The sequence below is a fragment of the Halosimplex salinum genome (genome assembly GCF_003730195.1).
Taxonomy (GTDB): Archaea; Halobacteriota; Halobacteria; order Halobacteriales; family Haloarculaceae; genus Halosimplex; species Halosimplex salinum.
Window position 1 is genome coordinate 531,758 of the sequence record NZ_QWGG01000001.1, and the last position, 14,273, is coordinate 546,030.

Sequence of the window (14,273 nt, forward strand, 5' to 3'; positions counted from 1 at the left end):
CCGGTGATAAGCCTTGCTTTCGAAGCCACGTTACGAATTTCGTAACGGTCAAGTGGGCGCCCGGCGAACGGACGTGTATTCGATGGACGAGCTCGACCGTGAGATCCTGAACATCCTCCGCAGGGACGCGCGGACGCCGTACACGGAGATCGCAGACAGCGTCGGGACCTCCGAGGGGACCGTCCGTAACCGCGTCGAGTCGCTCGTCGACGAAGGCGTCATCGAGCGCTTTACCGTGGCGACGCGGACGGGGAACGTCAAAGCGATGATCGAGGTCGGCGTCGACGTGAGCGTCGACACCCACGACATCAGCGACCGGGTCGCCGACTGGCCCGAGGTCGACTTCGCCTGGCAGGTCTCCGGCGAGGAGGACATCGTCTTCGTCGTCGACGCGCAGGACACCGAGCGCGTCAACGAGATCATCACCCAGACGCGAGAGCTGGAGGAAGTCGTGAGTACGAAGACGAGGTTGATTCTGGACGAACGAGTTGGATAACGAGTTCATTCCAGAATCAACCGAGTGAGGCTAATCCTCGACGAACGCGTCGGGTGAGGGGCGCGGCGCGAAGCGCCGTGAAAATGCGAGCGGCTCTGCCGCGAGCCGCATCCACGGCACGAAGCGGAGCTGCGAGCGGCGCAGCCGTGAGCCGGCGCGACGACAGTTTCCGGCGACCAGCGGTGTCAGCCCGGGAGTGCCCGGTTCGCGAAGTCTCGGACGTCGTGGATCGCGTCGTACATCGGGAGCAGGACGCGGTCGGTGAGGTACGTCCGCCGGCCGGGTTCGACGCGGCCGTCGCGGATCGCCGCGACGAGCGACTCGGGAGTGAGTTCGTCGGCGTCGACGAGCGTGTGGACGCGGCCGAGTTCGAACGGGAAGTGCGCGTCGCTCCCGCCGACGACCGGAATCCCGCGCTCTTCGGCTATCCTGTCGATGTTCGGCTTGCGTTCGGGGTGTTTCCCGTTGATCTCGACGGCGTCGAACGGAGCGTCGACCTTCATGACGGTGCTGTCGCGGAACGGGTGGGCGATGATGGCCGCACAGCCCCGCTCGTGTGCGTCTTCGACGACGTCCGCCGGGTGCGGTTTCTGGTTGTGCGTCCGCCGGGGCGGGTCTGGGCCGACGACGAGAACGTGGCCGTGTCGGGTCGTGACCTCGATGCCCGGGACGAACACGGGGTCGGCGTTGCTGTACGGGACGCTGTAGTCGTGGTTGGTGAGAGCGAGCCCGTCCAGTCCTCTGTTCCGGGCCGTCGCGGCCATCAGTTTCGCTCCGTACGGGTCGAAGGCTGTCGGCGCGCCACGCGGGTTGTGGAAGGGCCGCGTGTGGAGATGGAGGTCGACGGCGTACACGTGGTAACAAGGGGCGACACGCGTAAAGACCTGCCGCCCCGTGTGTACACATGTACCGCGTGATGGTCCGGAACCCGGAGAGCGGCGACGGAGCGGACGCGGAGGACGCGCGTCGACGTGCGGACGCGCTCGGTATCGAAGTGAGAGACAGCTCGGAGCCCGGCGACGCCGTCCGACTGGCGCGAGACGCCGCCGCGGAGGCCGACCAGGTGCTCGCCTGCGGCGGCGACGGCACGGTCAACGAAGTAGTCAGCGGCGTCGACGCCGCCGACGCGCTCGACGACGTTGAGGTCGGCGTCGTTCCGGCCGGGACCGGCAACAACTTCGCGGGGAACCTCGGTATCGAGTCCGTCCAGCACGCGTTCGAAGTCGCCGAATCGGGCGACCGTCGCTCCCTCGACCTCGGCGTCGCCGACGGCGACGTGTTCGTCAACTCGTGTATGGGCGGCCTGATCGCGGAGGCGAGCGAGGACACGGCCGACGAGGCGAAAGCCCGGATCGGATCGCTCGCGTACGCGCTCCAGACGCTGTCGGAGGTCAGGGAGTACGACGGACCGACGCTCGAGGTGCGAATCGGCAAGTCCCACGACCCGCTGTGGACCGGCGAAGCGCTGGTCGTGCTCGTCGGGAACGGCCGTCGGTTCCTCGGGAGCGGCCGCGGTCAGGCCGACATCGAGGACGGACAGCTAGAGGTCGTCATCGTCGAGAACGCGCCGGCCATGGACTACCTCGCGGACGAAGCGTTCGGGAAGCTACTGCATCGGAGTCCCGAGCACGTACAGCGGCTCGTGACCGACGAACTCGTCGTCTCGACGACCGACCGGCCGATGGCGTTCAGTTTCGATGGCGAGATTGAGGAGCGGCGACAGCTCGACGCGACCGTCCGCCCCGGTGCGATGCAGGTCCGGGTCGGCGAGGCCTACGAGCCGACGCCGTCGGCCTGGCCGGGCGAGTGAGACCGTGAGCGCCGGTCGGGGCCTACCCGGACCGAGCCGAAACTGGTTCGTCGAGAGCTCCCTCCGCGTCGAGACCGGAGACGGACAGGAGCGCGGAACGGGCGCGCGTCGCGACACGGTCGTCGTCGTCGGCCGTCGCGTCCCGGACCGCGTCGACGTGGAGCGCGACCGACAGCGGGTCCGACCGGGCCGCCCGTGCGAGCGCGAGCGCGGCGGCCGCGCGCACGTCTTCGTCCTCGTCCCCGTCAGAGAGGCGGTCTGCCAGCGTGTCGAGAACGGGGAGAACCGCTCTCGGCCGCGTCCGGGCCACCCCGGCCACCGCCTCGGCGGCGTTTTCGCGGAGCCGGCCGTCATCGGTCTCCAAGTGCGCGGCGACGGCGTCCAGCGAGGGTTCGACCGCTTCCGGGTACGCCTCCGCGAGCGTCGCGAGGACGGAGGTCGCGTTGACTCGCTCCGCCAGGGACCCGTCACGCGTCGCCGAGAGGACGTCGTCGATGTGGCGTGCGACGAGGTCCGGTCGTTCCTCCGCGACGGCCGAGAGCACGCCGAGGGCGTTCGAGCGCGCCGAGTCCACCGGGTCGTCGAGCAGCGCGACGACCGCGTCGACCGATTCGCCGACCCGTCGCGGGTCGACGTCCGCCAGTTTCCAGAGGGCCAGCGCGGCGTTCGACCGGACGTTCCCGTGGTCGTCGGCCAGCCGCTCGACGAACGAGTCGACGGACCCCACCGAGTCGGGAGCGTCGTCCGCCAGCCGCGCCAGTGCCAGCGCCGCGCTACTGCGGACGGCGTCGTCTTCGTCGCGCAGTAACTCGATGATATCGTCCTGTACGTCCGTCAGCGCGTCCGGGTTTGCCTCGGCTATCCGTGCGATGGCCCCGGTCGCCGCGGAGCGAATCGCGTCGGCCTCGTCGTCGAGTGACCGTTCGAACACTGCTGCCAGCGCCGGGGCCGTCTCCGGACGTGCGGCGCCGACGACGCCGAGTCCGGTGAGCGCGCTCGACCGAACGGGAGTGGTGTCGTCGAGACTGTGAAACAGCCGCTCCGTCACGCCACGGGCGGGTTCCGGAAGAGACGACAGGACCGCTGCACGCTCCCCACCGGTCTGCGCTCGGTCGGGGTCGCCCGGGAGGCTCTCGTGTGTCGTGACGGAGGCGGTGTCGTCGGTATCGGTGGCGTCCGCAGTCGAGACGAGCGCCGCGGCGTACAGCAGGTTCCCGTGCTGGGCCGGTGAGACGCTCGACGTGGCTCGTTCGATCTCGTCGAGGCGGTCGAGCAGGGCCGCTGGCGTGTCCTGAGCGGCTCTCGTCACGAGCGCCGGCGCGTTCGTCGCCTCGTCGAACTCGTCGTCGGCCAGCGCGTCGACGCCGAGCGACGCGGTTCGCTCCGTCCGTTCGAGTTCGTCGTAGGCGTCGTACACCACGTCGATCAGCCGACGGCGGACGGTCGACGAGCGGTCGGATTCGGCGCGGTCGAGGATCTCCGACTCCCACTCGCGCAGGGTCTCGGGGTGGTGTCTCGCGACGCGCCCGAGCGCCCGTGCGGCGTCCTCCCGGAGCGTCTGGTTCGACTCCGAGAGCGTCTCGACGAGGAAGGTGACCTCGTCCGCGTCGAGGCGGTCCCCGTCGGACGCACGGCGTGACAGCCGCCTGGTCCGATTTCGTCGGTCGCGTTTTCCGCCGGGTACCCGGTCGAACTCACTGCGGGTCACCCGCACCGCGAGAAACGCGAGGCCGATCAGCACGTAGTTCAGGAACTCGCCGACCGGGACTGCGAGCAACGTCCGCAGGCCGAACAGGCCGACGACGGAGACGGCGAGCGTGTAGAAGGTCGACAGTTCGTAGTGGACGTGTTCGAGCGCGTACCACACGCTCCGGGAGCTGTCGGCGACGCCCCAGACTCGGTCCAGAAACCCGCCGAGATTCCTGAAGTCCCGCCTGCTGGGGAAGCCAGTGAACGCCAGCGCGAGGCCGACCCACGTCAGTACGAGGACAGCGGCCGTCCGCCCGGGACCGAGCGCCGACAGCCGTGCGGAGACGTACGGGACCGTCGCGCCGAGGGGAACGTCCGCGGAGGCGGGCCCGGCGCGTTCGAAGAGCCTGCCGGCGAGTTCGAGACAGGCCAGCGACGCCGCGGTGTTGGTCACGAGCGGCGCGGTACCGACCAGTGCGCTCTTCCAGGTCGAATCCGCCGGTTCGTGCTGGACGAACCCGCCGCCGTTCCGGTCTCTCGTGAAGTCCGCCGGCCACCGGTAGAGGACCACTCGCTGGACCTCGATACCGAGCAGTCGACAGGCCGCGGCGTGACCGAGCTCGTGGACGGCCACGCCGGGGAGCGCGAGCAGGGAGAGGAGATTCGAGAGTGTCGTCGCGGTCCGCGAGCCCATCGACCGGAGCCGCCCGGTCTCCACGGATGCCATACCGTCCGGTATCTCCGTCGGACGGATTAGTAGGTTATCATTTTCGGGCGATAGCTGACCGGCGTTCCGGTTCGCGGGCCCGGCGCAGTGCCGTGACGTCGGGTAATCGAAGTCGAAGACTGTTTGAACCCGCTCTCCGATGTAAATCTCATGAGTTCGGAGGACGCGGGGGCTTCCAGCGAACCCGACGACGCGCCGGGTTCCGGCGCGACGGAGGAGTACCACGAGAACGCGGAACAGGCCGTGATCGCGGTCGACGAGAACGACGAGGAGCAGGGGCTCGTCAATCGGCTGGACGCGCACACGGGGGACGGACGGCGCCACCGGGCGTTCACGTCGCTCCTCTTCGACCAGGAGGGTCGCATCCTGCTCGCCCAGCGCAGTCCGAAGAAGCGCCTCTGGGACACCTACTGGGACGGCACCGTCGCCTCTCACCCGATCCAGGGTCAGACGCAGGTCGAGGCCACTCGCGAGCGCCTCGAGGAGGAACTCGGCGTCACGCCCGACCAGTACGACAACCTCCGGGTGACCGACCGCTTCGAGTACAAGCGCTACTACATGGACGAGGGGCTCGAACACGAGGTATGCGCGGTCCTCAAGGCGACGCTCGTCGACACGTCGCTCGACCCCGACCCCGACGAGGTCGGCGGCCTGATGTGGGTTCCCTACGAGCGCCTCCACGAACACCCGCGCTGGTACCGGCAACTGCGCCTCTGCCCCTGGTTCGAGATCGCGATGCGCCGCGACTTCGAGTAGCCGACGACGTTCTCTCGGCGGAAACTACATTCACACCGACGACACATGCGATCGTATGGCACGCGTCAATCCGGCGACCGGCGAGGCGCTCGACCCGGTCGACGCGGACGACGAGTCGGCCGTCGAACACACGCTCTCGACAGCGAGCGACGCGTTCGAGTCCTGGCGTGAGCGACCGATCGAGGAGCGCGCCGAACTGATCGAGCGAGCGGGCGCGGTCCTCCGCGAGAACGTCGAGGAGTACGCCCAGTTGATGACGAGGGAGATGGGGAAACCCATCGAGAGCGCCCGCGGCGAGGTGCGGAAGTGCGCCTGGGTGTGCGAGTACTACGCCGAACGCGCGCCCGAACACCTGCAGGACCGGCGGATCGGTGGACAGCCGGGCACGAAGACGTACGTCGCCCACGAGCCGCTGGGGCCGATACTGGCGGTGATGCCGTGGAACTTCCCGTTCTGGCAGGTGTTCCGCTTCGCCGCGCCGCATCTCACCGCGGGGAACGTCGGCCTGCTGAAACACGCGTCGAACGTTCCGGGGTGTTCACGCGCCATCGCCGAGGTGTTCGAGCGGGCAGGCTACCCAGACGGCGTCTTCCAGTCGCTGGTCGTCGACGGCGAGACGGCCAACGAGGTCGTCGCCGACGACCGCGTCGCCGCGGTGACGCTGACGGGGAGCGAGCGGGCCGGCCGTGCGGTCGGCGAGACGGCCGGTCGCGAACTCAAGAAGTCCGTGCTCGAACTCGGCGGAAGCGACCCCTTCGTCGTGCTCGACGACGCGGACCTCGACGCCGCGGCCGAGACGGGCGCGACCGCTCGCTGCATCAACTCCGGGCAGTCCTGCATCGCGGCCAAGCGGTTCGTCGTCCACGCGGACGTGTTCGACGCGTTCACCGACCGACTCGTCGCGGAGATGGAGTCGCTGACGGTCGGCGACCCGACCGACGAGGACACGGACCTGGGACCGCAGGCCCGCGAGGACCTGCTGGGTGACCTCCAGGACCAGGTCGAGCGGAGCGTCGACGCGGGCGCGACCGTCGCCTGTGGCGGGGAACCGCTCGACCGCGAGGGGTTCTACTACCCGCCGACGGTGCTGACCGACGTCCCGCGCGACGCGGCCGTCGCGACCGAGGAGGTGTTCGGTCCGGTCGCTGCGGTGTTCGAGGTCGAAGACGAGGCGGCCGCCGTCGAACTGGCGAACGACACGGAGTTCGGACTCGGCGCGTCGGTGTGGACCGACGACCTCGACCGGGGAGAACGGATCGCCCGCCGGATCGACGCCGGCTGTACCTTCGTGAACGAACTCGTCAAGTCCGACCCCCGGCTCCCCTTCGGCGGCGTCGAGAACTCCGGGTACGGCCGCGAACTCGGTCGCGACGGGATCCGGGAGTTCGTCAACCGGAAGACGGTGTGGGTGCAGTCGGCCGACGGCGGGTGAGCGCACCCGGGAGCGCCGTCAGTCGTCGGCCTCTATCTCGGTGGAGACGTCGGCGGTGTCGTCATCTTCGGAGGCGTCGGCGGTGTCGTCATCATTGGAGCCGTCGGTGGTGTCGTCATCGTTGGAGCCGTCGGCTGTATCATCATCTTCGGCGGCGTGGCTGGTGTCGGTCACGCCGGCCTCGGGCGTCGGGAGGGTGACGACGACGGTACAGCCGTCCCCGCCGTCGTCGAAGGTGACCGAGCCGCCGCACTCTCTGACGACCCAGTTGACGAGCCAGAGCCCGACGCCGCTCCCGTGTTCGAGCGCCGTCTCCCGCTCCTCCTCGATGACGACCCGTTCCTGTCGCTCGATCCCCGGGCCGTCGTCGGTCACCCAGATCTCGACGAGGTCGCCCTCGCTGGGTGACGCGCTCACTCGAACGGACGGATCGTCGCCGGCGTGTTCGACGGCGTTCTCGAGCAGTTCCTCGAAGGCCCGTTCGAGCGAGGGGCCGCCGACCACGGTGAGGCTGTCGGGGAGGTCGACCCGGACGGTCGCGCCGGGGTACGTCGACTCGATCGATGTCGCGAGGCTCTCCAGTCGGGTCTCGACGTCGAACTCCCGGTCCGGTTCGCCGTCGACTATCCGGGAGATCCGGCCGATCTTCTCGCTTCGCTCGGCGACGGTGTCGACGGTGTCCTCGATGCGGTCGAGTCGGCGACGGGTGTCGCCCTCGGAGAGGTCGACGTCGCGACGGAGCAGTTCGGCGTTGCCGCGGACGACGTTCAACTCGTTGCGGAGGTTGTGTCGGAGGACGCGGTTGAGCACGTCGAGGCGCTGCTCGTGCTGCCGACGAGCGGTCACGTCGCGGAAGCTGACGACTCTGCCGGCAGTCCCGCCGTAACTCCTGTACAGCGGTGAGACGCGCACGTCGTAGTAGTGGCGACCGTCCGCACCGTCGAGTTCGAGTTCGGCCTGTCCGGCCGACACCGACTCGATGGCGTCCGAGAGGTTCGGGGCGGCCGTTCGGATGGGCGTGCCGACGACCGTGGTGGGGTCGACGTCGAACAGCGTCGCGGCGGCGGGGTTGACGTCGACGATCCGGTCGTCGTCGTCGAGGATCACGATCCGGTCGTCCATCTCGTCGATGACGGCTTCCCGGCCCAGCTGGCGCGTCGCGGGCGTGATCGAGAGCAGCCGACCGCGAAAGAGGACCACGGTCATCACCAGACCACAGAAGACGAAGCCGATCCCCGTCAGTTCGTACTGTCCGGGGAGGGTCCCGAACACGTTGAGAGCGCCGAGACCGGCCGGGACGAAGATAGCGCCGAGCAGTGCGGTCCCCTGACTGCGGAAGAACTCGGTCGTCCGGAAGTTCAGCCGGACGAGTTCCAGCCCGCCGACGGCGACGAGGAGGTACGCGTAGCCGACGTGAGCCCACATCGCGAGGCCGTACTCGGGGGCGAGATAGGACGTGTCGCCGGCGATCGCGATCCATCGATCGGTCCAGACGAGCCCGTGGTCGGCGTTCGTCCAGACCAGCGCGGCGAACACCGCCGGTTCGACGAGCAACAGCGCGAGCCGGCGGCGGCCGACCAGTCGCTCGCTGTCGGTGTACGCGAGGACGGTCAGGAGCCACGCGAGCGGCAACAGCGCCGTGACCGACGCGGCCACGTTCGACCAGAAGAGCTTCGTGGCGAGCACCGGCGCGGCGAGCGCCATCCCCTGGGCGAGCGCGAGCAGGCTGGCGCTCACGACGAACGCCGCGAGCGGCTTCGCTCCCCGCGTGTTTCGGAACACCCAGACGAACACGGCGACGCCGCTCCCGACGATGGCGGCGAGCAGGACGACCGGCGTGTGGGGCGGCATCGCCATCCTACGGCGAGTTTTCCCGTTCGACCGAATAAGTGTAAGTGACCGGGTATCAAATTTGGATCGAACGGTACGTACCCGGGGCTGTCACCGGCTCAGGGACGGCGGCTCTCGACCGCCGTCCAGACGCCGACGACACCGAGCAAGAGCGCCGGGATCAGCGGCAAGACGAGGTAGGCGTCGCGCCAGCCGAGACCGATCGACCCCGCGAAGTCGCCCGCGGCCGGGAGCGCGATCAGGCTCCAGGGGATCACGACGAACGCGAGGACGAGGACGGCGACGAGGAACCACCCTCGGCGACCGAACTCCTTCGACTCCGGGTCGGCCACGTCGTAGCCCGGCGCCTGCTTCGGTGCACGCGGGTCGGTGCCCTCACTCATCGAACTCACTGTCGGGGACGACGACGACTTTCCCGAACCCTTCGCGCTCTTCCAGCATCTCGTGGGCGTTGGCGGTCTCGCTCATCGGCAGCGTGTCGCGGACGCGCACTTCGAAGGTGCCGTCCCACACCTTCGCCAGCACGTCGTCGACCTCGCCGGGCGTGGCCATCGTCGACCCGAGGATCGACAGCTGGTTCCAGAAGACGCGGTTGATGTTCGTCTCCGGCGTGGCGCCGGCGGTCGCGCCGCAGGTGACGAGCCGGCCGCCCTTTGCGAGGCACTTCAGCGAGTCGTCCCACGTCTCGCCGCCGACGTGGTCGACGACCACGTCGACGCCGCGACCGTCCGTCAGGCCGTACATCTCCGAGGCGAAGTCGTTCTCCTCGTAGTTGATCGCGTGGTCGGCGCCGACCTCGCGGGCGAAGTCCAGTTTCTCCTCGGTGCTCGCGGTGGCGAACACCTCCGCGCCGGCGAAGTCGGCGATCTGTACCGCCGCGTGGCCCACACCGCCCGAGGCGCCGAGGACGAGCACCGACTCCCCGGCCGAGAGGTCGGCGCGACTCATCAGCATCCGCCAGGCGGTCTGGAACACCAGCGGTGCCGCTGCGGCCGTCTCCCAGTCGACGCCCTCGGGGACGGCGACGAGGTTGTCCTCGGGCACGGCGGCGTACTCGCCGTGGACGCCGGGGACGTGCTCTCCGATGATGTGGTAGTCGACGCACAACGACTCCTCGCCGTGGCGGCAGAACTCGCACTCGCCGCAGCTGACACCGGCCGTGACCGCCACCCGGTCGCCCGGCTCGAAGCGCGTCACGCCCTCGCCGACGGACTCGACGACGCCCGCGGCGTCACAGCCCGGAACGTGAGGCATCTCCAGATCGATCCCCGGGAGCCCTTTGCGAGTCCACACGTCGAGGTGGTTCAGTGCGCCCGCCTTCACGTCGACGAGCACGTCGTCACGGCCGACCGACGGGTCCGCCCGCTCGGCGTACTCGACAACGTCACGATCGCCGTGGCCCGCGTACTGGACTGCGTACATAGGTGGCCCAAGACGCGCTGTGTGCAAAACGATGGCGGCCGGCGCGTCGATCTCGGGGGCGATTCTCAGATCGTATAATCCGGGGGTAAGGTCATTATGGGCGGTTCACAGACGATACGGTATGTCGTCTACGCTCGGCGGGCAGCGGGAGATCGAGATACACCATCACTTCGTGTGGGGGAGTGAGCAAGAGGCGATATCGGTCGTGCTGGACGAGTACACGGACCGACACGCGGACGTCAGGATCTCGGAGGAGCAGACCGTGATCAACGCTCTCCGCCTGATGATCAAGAGCCGGATCCTCCGCGAGGACCCGCCGGACGTCTGGGACGAGTGGCCGGGCGCGAACCTCCGTCCCACCGTCGAGGCCGGCGCGACGGCCGACATCACGGACCTGTGGGAGCGGACGGGGATGGACGACGCGTACTTCGACGGGATGGTCGACGTCGCCCGCTTCAACGGCGAGTACCACGCCGTCCCGCTGGACATGCACCGGATCAGCAACCTCTACTACAACGTCGCGGTCTTCGAAGCCGCCGGGGTTGACCCCGCACGGCTGTCGGACCCGGACGAACTCGTCGAGGTCCTGCCGGCGCTGGCCGACCACGCCGAGAACCCCGTCGCCGTCTTCGGACGGAACCCGTTCGGACTCCTGCAGCTCTGGGAGACGCTCTTCCTCGGACACGGCGACCCGAGCGGCTACGAGGAGGCCGTCGGCGGTCGCCCCTCGCCCCACCGCTCGACCCTCGAGGCGGCGTTCGACACGCTCGGCGCCTGCCTCGAAGCGGGCCCGGAGAACCCCGAGTTCATGGACTCCAGCGACCTGGAGGGGGAGTTCTCCGACGGGGAGACCGCCTGCATCAACAACGGCTCGTGGACCACCGGTCACATGGCCGGGAGCGACATGGCGTTCGGCCGCGACTGGGACTGCGTCCCGTTCCCGGGGACCGACGGCGCCCACGTCGTCAACACGAACGCCCTCGTCCCCGCGGCGCACACTGCGGGCGACGAGACGGTCGCGGAGTTCCTCGAGTACGTGGGGTCGGCCGAGACGATCGAGCGGTTCAACACGATCAGCGGGTCGGTCCCGCCGCGGAGCGACGTGTCGGTCTCGGACCTCCACCCGCTGAGCCGACAGCTCCACGAGTCGTTCGGCGGTCGCGCGACCCAGTTGCCGTCGATGTGTCACGGCCTCGCGGTCCGGCCCGAGCAAGTCGTCGAGCTGAAAGACGCGGTCGCGACCTTCCTGCAGGACCGCGACGCCGACGCCGCCGCCGACACCGTCGTCGCCACGCTGTCGGCGTGACCGCGGCCGACCGTCGGCCAGCATGCTTGCCTTTTTGGTCCGCTGTCGGGTAGCGATCCCATGGTCGATTTCCAGTCCCGCGACACCAGCCGCGGGGTCGACGACGACGAGGACGAGGGGGAGTCCGAGGAACCGGACGCGTCCGCCAACGAGACGGAGTCCGCGTCCGCGGACGACGCCGAGGTACCGGGGGAGTCCGCCGGGGAAGACGAGACGGAGGGGGACGCGGCGACCGAACGAGACGCGTCGGCTCGGGCGGCTCCGGATCAGGGGGAAGAGCCGGAGGAGTCGCCGGACCCGAGCGCGGACCCGCTCGCGGGGTCGGGAGACGACGACCCGCTCGCGCCGTCCACCGGCGACGACGCGCTCGACGACTCGTCGGGAGCGACGGGCGACCACCCGTTCGCTGACAGTGCCGACGCCTCGCAGGACCCCGCTGCGCCCGAGAGCGAACCCGAATCGTCCGCCGGAGACGCCGGATCCGTCGACGACGAGGCGGTCCAGCGAGAGAGCGCTCAGGAACCGGAGAGCCACGGGGAGGGTCACGGAACTGACGAGCGGAGTCACGATCACGCGCACGCAGACACAGACGAACACGGATCGGGCGGTCACGATCACCCACACGAAGGCGAACACGGATCGGGCAGTCACGGACACGCGCACGGCGCCGAGGTCGACCTCCTCGGCGTCGCGGTCGTGACGGTATCGTCCACGCGTACACACGAGGACGACCCGAGCGGGGACGTGATCGAGGCAATTGTGGAGGCCGCGGACCACGAGGTCGTGACGCGCGAGATACTCCGGGACGACCTCGACGGCGTCCAGACCGCGCTCCTGAATCTCACCGGGAGAGACGACGTGGACGTCGTCGTCACGACCGGCGGGACGGGCGTCACGCCCGACGACGTGACCGTCGAGGGCGCGCGGCCGCTGTTCGACCGCGAACTCCCGGGCTTCGGGGAACTGTTCCGCATCCTCTCCTACGAGGAGATCGGCACCCGCGCGATGGCCTCCCGCGCGACCGCCGGTATGGTCGACGGCGTCCCCGTGTTCTGTCTCCCCGGGAGCGAAGCCGCCGCCCGACTCGGCACCGAGGAACTCGTCGTGGAGGAGATGGGCCACCTCGTGAGTCTGGCCCGCCGCGAGTAGGCCGGCACCACAGTAATTCGGTACCGGATCGGCGCCGGCAACCGCCGCCGCGTCCCCCGGTCTCCGGAGAAACCGGCGAGCTTCGTTTCACTACTTCAACCTTGCGGCGTTTCACGTCGGTTAATTCCAGTTGGCGGTCCGGGGCTCGCGAGCCGAAATCGGTCAGTTCCCGTGAACGAACGGAGCCAAAACGGCTGTTTCAGGGCTTAAAACGCCGTAAATCGGCGTTAACTTCGACACCCCATTAAGTAGAACCGGTCCCAGCCGTCGGATGCAATGTCCGAACGCACCGCGACCCGACGCAACGTGCTCAAGGCGACTGGCGCAGCGCTCGGCGCGGCGGCCCTCCCGTCGGTCGCGTCCGCGTCGACGAACGACTCCGAGTGGACGACCGTCGAGTCTCCCGTCGGCGGGACGCTCTACGACGTCGAGGAGACGGCCGCCGGCGCGTACGCCGTGGGGGACGCCGGCGTCGTCCTCGAACGCACCCAGAAGGGCTGGCGGAAGGTGCTCGACGGCGGTCCGACCGGCAACGGCAACAACCTCTACGGCGCGGACGTGACCGACGACGGGGAGCGTCTGTGGTTCGTCGGCTCGTCGGGCGCCATCGGCGAACTCGACGTGACGACCGGCAACCTGAACGACCACTCGGCGCCGATGGACGTGACGAACAACTTCAACGACGTGTCCGTCACCGGCGAGGCCGGCGAGGCGAACGTCTACGTCGCCGGCGACTCCGGGAAGATGTACTACAGCTTCGAGAACGGCGCCGGCCAGACCTGGGACGACGTCACGCCCGGGTCGGGGTCGGCGATCAACGCCGTGGACTTCTGCGAGGACCGGAAGGGTCACATCGTCGACGGCAACAAGTCCGTCTTCCACACCCAGGACGGTTCGACGTGGGACAGGATCGGACTCGCCGACGCCAACGTCAACTTCTACGGCGTCGACTCCGACGCTTCCGACGACGTGTGGGTCTCCGGCGGCGGCGGGATGATCTTCCACTGGGACGGCACCGAGTGGACGCCCGCCGACACCGGTGACGCGGGCCTGCGTGACATCGAAGTCGAGAACGGCGAGGGCCTCACCGTCGGCGGTGGCGGCGCAGTCTACGACCGCGAGAGCGGCGAGTGGACCGCCGACACGACGCCGACCGGCCAGAACCTGAAGGCGGTCCTCCGGGAGAGCGAGACCGAGATCGCCGTCGGCGCTGGCGGGACTATCATCGAGCACTGACCTGCCCGTCACAGACGATTTCGCGACGCGCCCTCCTACCCCATCCCGCCCCACCGCCCCCCGCCGCACCGCACCCCGCCGCACCGCACCGTGCCCTCTCCTGCCGCACCGCACCGCATCCCACCCCACCGCACCCCACTGCCCGCCGCCGCACCCCGCCGCACCGCACCGTGCCCTCTCCTGCCGCACCGCACCGCATCCCACCGCACCGCACCGTGCCCTCTCCTGCCGCACCGCACCGCATCCCACCGCACCCCACCCCACCGCACCCCACCCCACCCCACCCCACCCCACCCCACCGCACCTCTCCCGCCCGTTCCGGTCCCCATTCCTTTCCGCCCTCCATCCGTTGTTAGGCTTCACTGCGGTACCCGTTCTCCGGAGCGCGTTCGCGGCGGA

The 14,273-nt window shown here is 69.2% G+C and carries 12 protein-coding genes; 7 read left to right on the forward strand and 5 right to left on the reverse strand.

The window, feature by feature from the left end:
• The first annotated feature begins 82 nt into the window (after positions 1 to 82).
• Positions 83 to 496, forward strand: coding sequence for an Lrp/AsnC family transcriptional regulator (locus tag D1409_RS02660; protein WP_123534799.1), 414 nt, complete (start codon positions 83 to 85; stop codon positions 494 to 496).
• A 185-nt stretch (positions 497 to 681) separates the two neighbouring features.
• On the opposite strand, the gene D1409_RS02665 is transcribed toward D1409_RS02660, so the two are convergent.
• Positions 682 to 1,350, reverse strand: coding sequence for a CehA/McbA family metallohydrolase (locus D1409_RS02665; RefSeq protein ID WP_123533764.1), 669 nt, complete (start codon positions 1,348 to 1,350; stop codon positions 682 to 684).
• Between the two features lie 50 nt (positions 1,351 to 1,400).
• Between D1409_RS02665 and D1409_RS02670 the strand changes: the two genes are divergently transcribed.
• Positions 1,401 to 2,306, forward strand: coding sequence for a diacylglycerol/lipid kinase family protein (locus D1409_RS02670; protein WP_123533766.1), 906 nt, complete (start codon positions 1,401 to 1,403; stop codon positions 2,304 to 2,306).
• Positions 2,307 to 2,328: 22 nt separating this feature from the next.
• Here D1409_RS02670 and D1409_RS02675 read toward each other — a convergent pair whose 3' ends face one another.
• Positions 2,329 to 4,722, reverse strand: a complete 2,394-nt coding sequence (locus D1409_RS02675) for a HEAT repeat domain-containing protein (RefSeq protein WP_123533768.1) — start codon at positions 4,720 to 4,722, stop codon at positions 2,329 to 2,331.
• A 150-nt stretch (positions 4,723 to 4,872) separates the two neighbouring features.
• On the opposite strand from D1409_RS02675, the gene D1409_RS02680 reads away from it, so the two are divergent.
• Complete coding sequence (locus D1409_RS02680) at positions 4,873 to 5,478, forward strand: NUDIX hydrolase (RefSeq protein ID WP_123533770.1); 606 nt, start codon at positions 4,873 to 4,875, stop codon at positions 5,476 to 5,478.
• A gap of 55 nt (positions 5,479 to 5,533) precedes the next feature.
• Positions 5,534 to 6,910 carry an NAD-dependent succinate-semialdehyde dehydrogenase gene (locus D1409_RS02685; RefSeq protein WP_123533772.1) on the forward strand — a complete coding sequence of 459 codons (1,377 nt, stop codon included), beginning with the start codon at positions 5,534 to 5,536 and terminating at the stop codon, positions 6,908 to 6,910.
• A gap of 18 nt (positions 6,911 to 6,928) precedes the next feature.
• Here the strand turns inward: D1409_RS02685 and D1409_RS02690 are convergent, their stop codons facing one another.
• The 3 genes from D1409_RS02690 to D1409_RS02700 all read right to left on the reverse strand — a co-directional run bounded on the left by D1409_RS02690 (position 6,929) and on the right by D1409_RS02700 (position 10,183).
• Positions 6,929 to 8,767: a histidine kinase N-terminal 7TM domain-containing protein gene (locus D1409_RS02690; RefSeq protein ID WP_123533774.1), complete on the reverse strand. Its 1,839-nt coding sequence runs from the start codon at positions 8,765 to 8,767 to the stop codon at positions 6,929 to 6,931.
• A gap of 92 nt (positions 8,768 to 8,859) precedes the next feature.
• The gene (locus D1409_RS02695; protein WP_235853485.1) at positions 8,860 to 9,144 is read right to left on the reverse strand and encodes a hypothetical protein; all 285 of its coding nucleotides are present in this window, start codon (positions 9,142 to 9,144) and stop codon (positions 8,860 to 8,862) included.
• Positions 9,137 to 10,183: a zinc-binding dehydrogenase gene (locus D1409_RS02700; protein WP_123533776.1), complete on the reverse strand. Its 1,047-nt coding sequence runs from the start codon at positions 10,181 to 10,183 to the stop codon at positions 9,137 to 9,139. The genes D1409_RS02695 and D1409_RS02700 overlap by 8 nt, the downstream gene beginning before the upstream one ends.
• Before the next feature lie 121 nt (positions 10,184 to 10,304).
• On the opposite strand from D1409_RS02700, the gene D1409_RS02705 reads away from it, so the two are divergent.
• From D1409_RS02705 to D1409_RS02715, 3 genes are all read left to right on the forward strand, one after another.
• On the forward strand, positions 10,305 to 11,489 hold the full coding sequence (locus D1409_RS02705; protein WP_164471540.1) for an ABC transporter substrate-binding protein: 1,185 nt from the start codon (positions 10,305 to 10,307) through the stop codon (positions 11,487 to 11,489).
• Positions 11,490 to 11,549: 60 nt separating this feature from the next.
• Positions 11,550 to 12,638, forward strand: a complete 1,089-nt coding sequence (locus D1409_RS25645; RefSeq protein ID WP_328587659.1) for a MogA/MoaB family molybdenum cofactor biosynthesis protein — start codon at positions 11,550 to 11,552, stop codon at positions 12,636 to 12,638.
• Positions 12,639 to 12,914: 276 nt separating this feature from the next.
• Positions 12,915 to 13,874, forward strand: a complete 960-nt coding sequence (locus tag D1409_RS02715) for a WD40/YVTN/BNR-like repeat-containing protein (protein WP_123533780.1) — start codon at positions 12,915 to 12,917, stop codon at positions 13,872 to 13,874.
• Positions 13,875 to 14,273 lie beyond the last annotated feature (399 nt).

What these genes read in the sequence shown, in the direction of transcription:
- D1409_RS02675 (WP_123533768.1), bottom strand. Translation starts at nt 4,722, where the DNA reads ATGGCATCCGTGGAGACCGGGCGGCTCCGGTCGATGGGCTCGCGGACC.
- D1409_RS02715 (WP_123533780.1), top strand. Translation starts at nt 12,915, where the DNA reads ATGTCCGAACGCACCGCGACCCGACGCAACGTGCTCAAGGCGACTGGC.
- D1409_RS02660 (WP_123534799.1), top strand. Translation starts at nt 83, where the DNA reads ATGGACGAGCTCGACCGTGAGATCCTGAACATCCTCCGCAGGGACGCG.
- D1409_RS02690 (WP_123533774.1), bottom strand. Translation starts at nt 8,767, where the DNA reads ATGGCGATGCCGCCCCACACGCCGGTCGTCCTGCTCGCCGCCATCGTC.
- D1409_RS02680 (WP_123533770.1), top strand. Translation starts at nt 4,873, where the DNA reads ATGAGTTCGGAGGACGCGGGGGCTTCCAGCGAACCCGACGACGCGCCG.
- D1409_RS02705 (WP_164471540.1), top strand. Translation starts at nt 10,305, where the DNA reads ATGTCGTCTACGCTCGGCGGGCAGCGGGAGATCGAGATACACCATCAC.
- D1409_RS02700 (WP_123533776.1), bottom strand. Translation starts at nt 10,183, where the DNA reads ATGTACGCAGTCCAGTACGCGGGCCACGGCGATCGTGACGTTGTCGAG.
- D1409_RS02695 (WP_235853485.1), bottom strand. Translation starts at nt 9,144, where the DNA reads ATGAGTGAGGGCACCGACCCGCGTGCACCGAAGCAGGCGCCGGGCTAC.
- D1409_RS02670 (WP_123533766.1), top strand. Translation starts at nt 1,401, where the DNA reads ATGTACCGCGTGATGGTCCGGAACCCGGAGAGCGGCGACGGAGCGGAC.
- D1409_RS25645 (WP_328587659.1), top strand. Translation starts at nt 11,550, where the DNA reads ATGGTCGATTTCCAGTCCCGCGACACCAGCCGCGGGGTCGACGACGAC.
- D1409_RS02685 (WP_123533772.1), top strand. Translation starts at nt 5,534, where the DNA reads ATGGCACGCGTCAATCCGGCGACCGGCGAGGCGCTCGACCCGGTCGAC.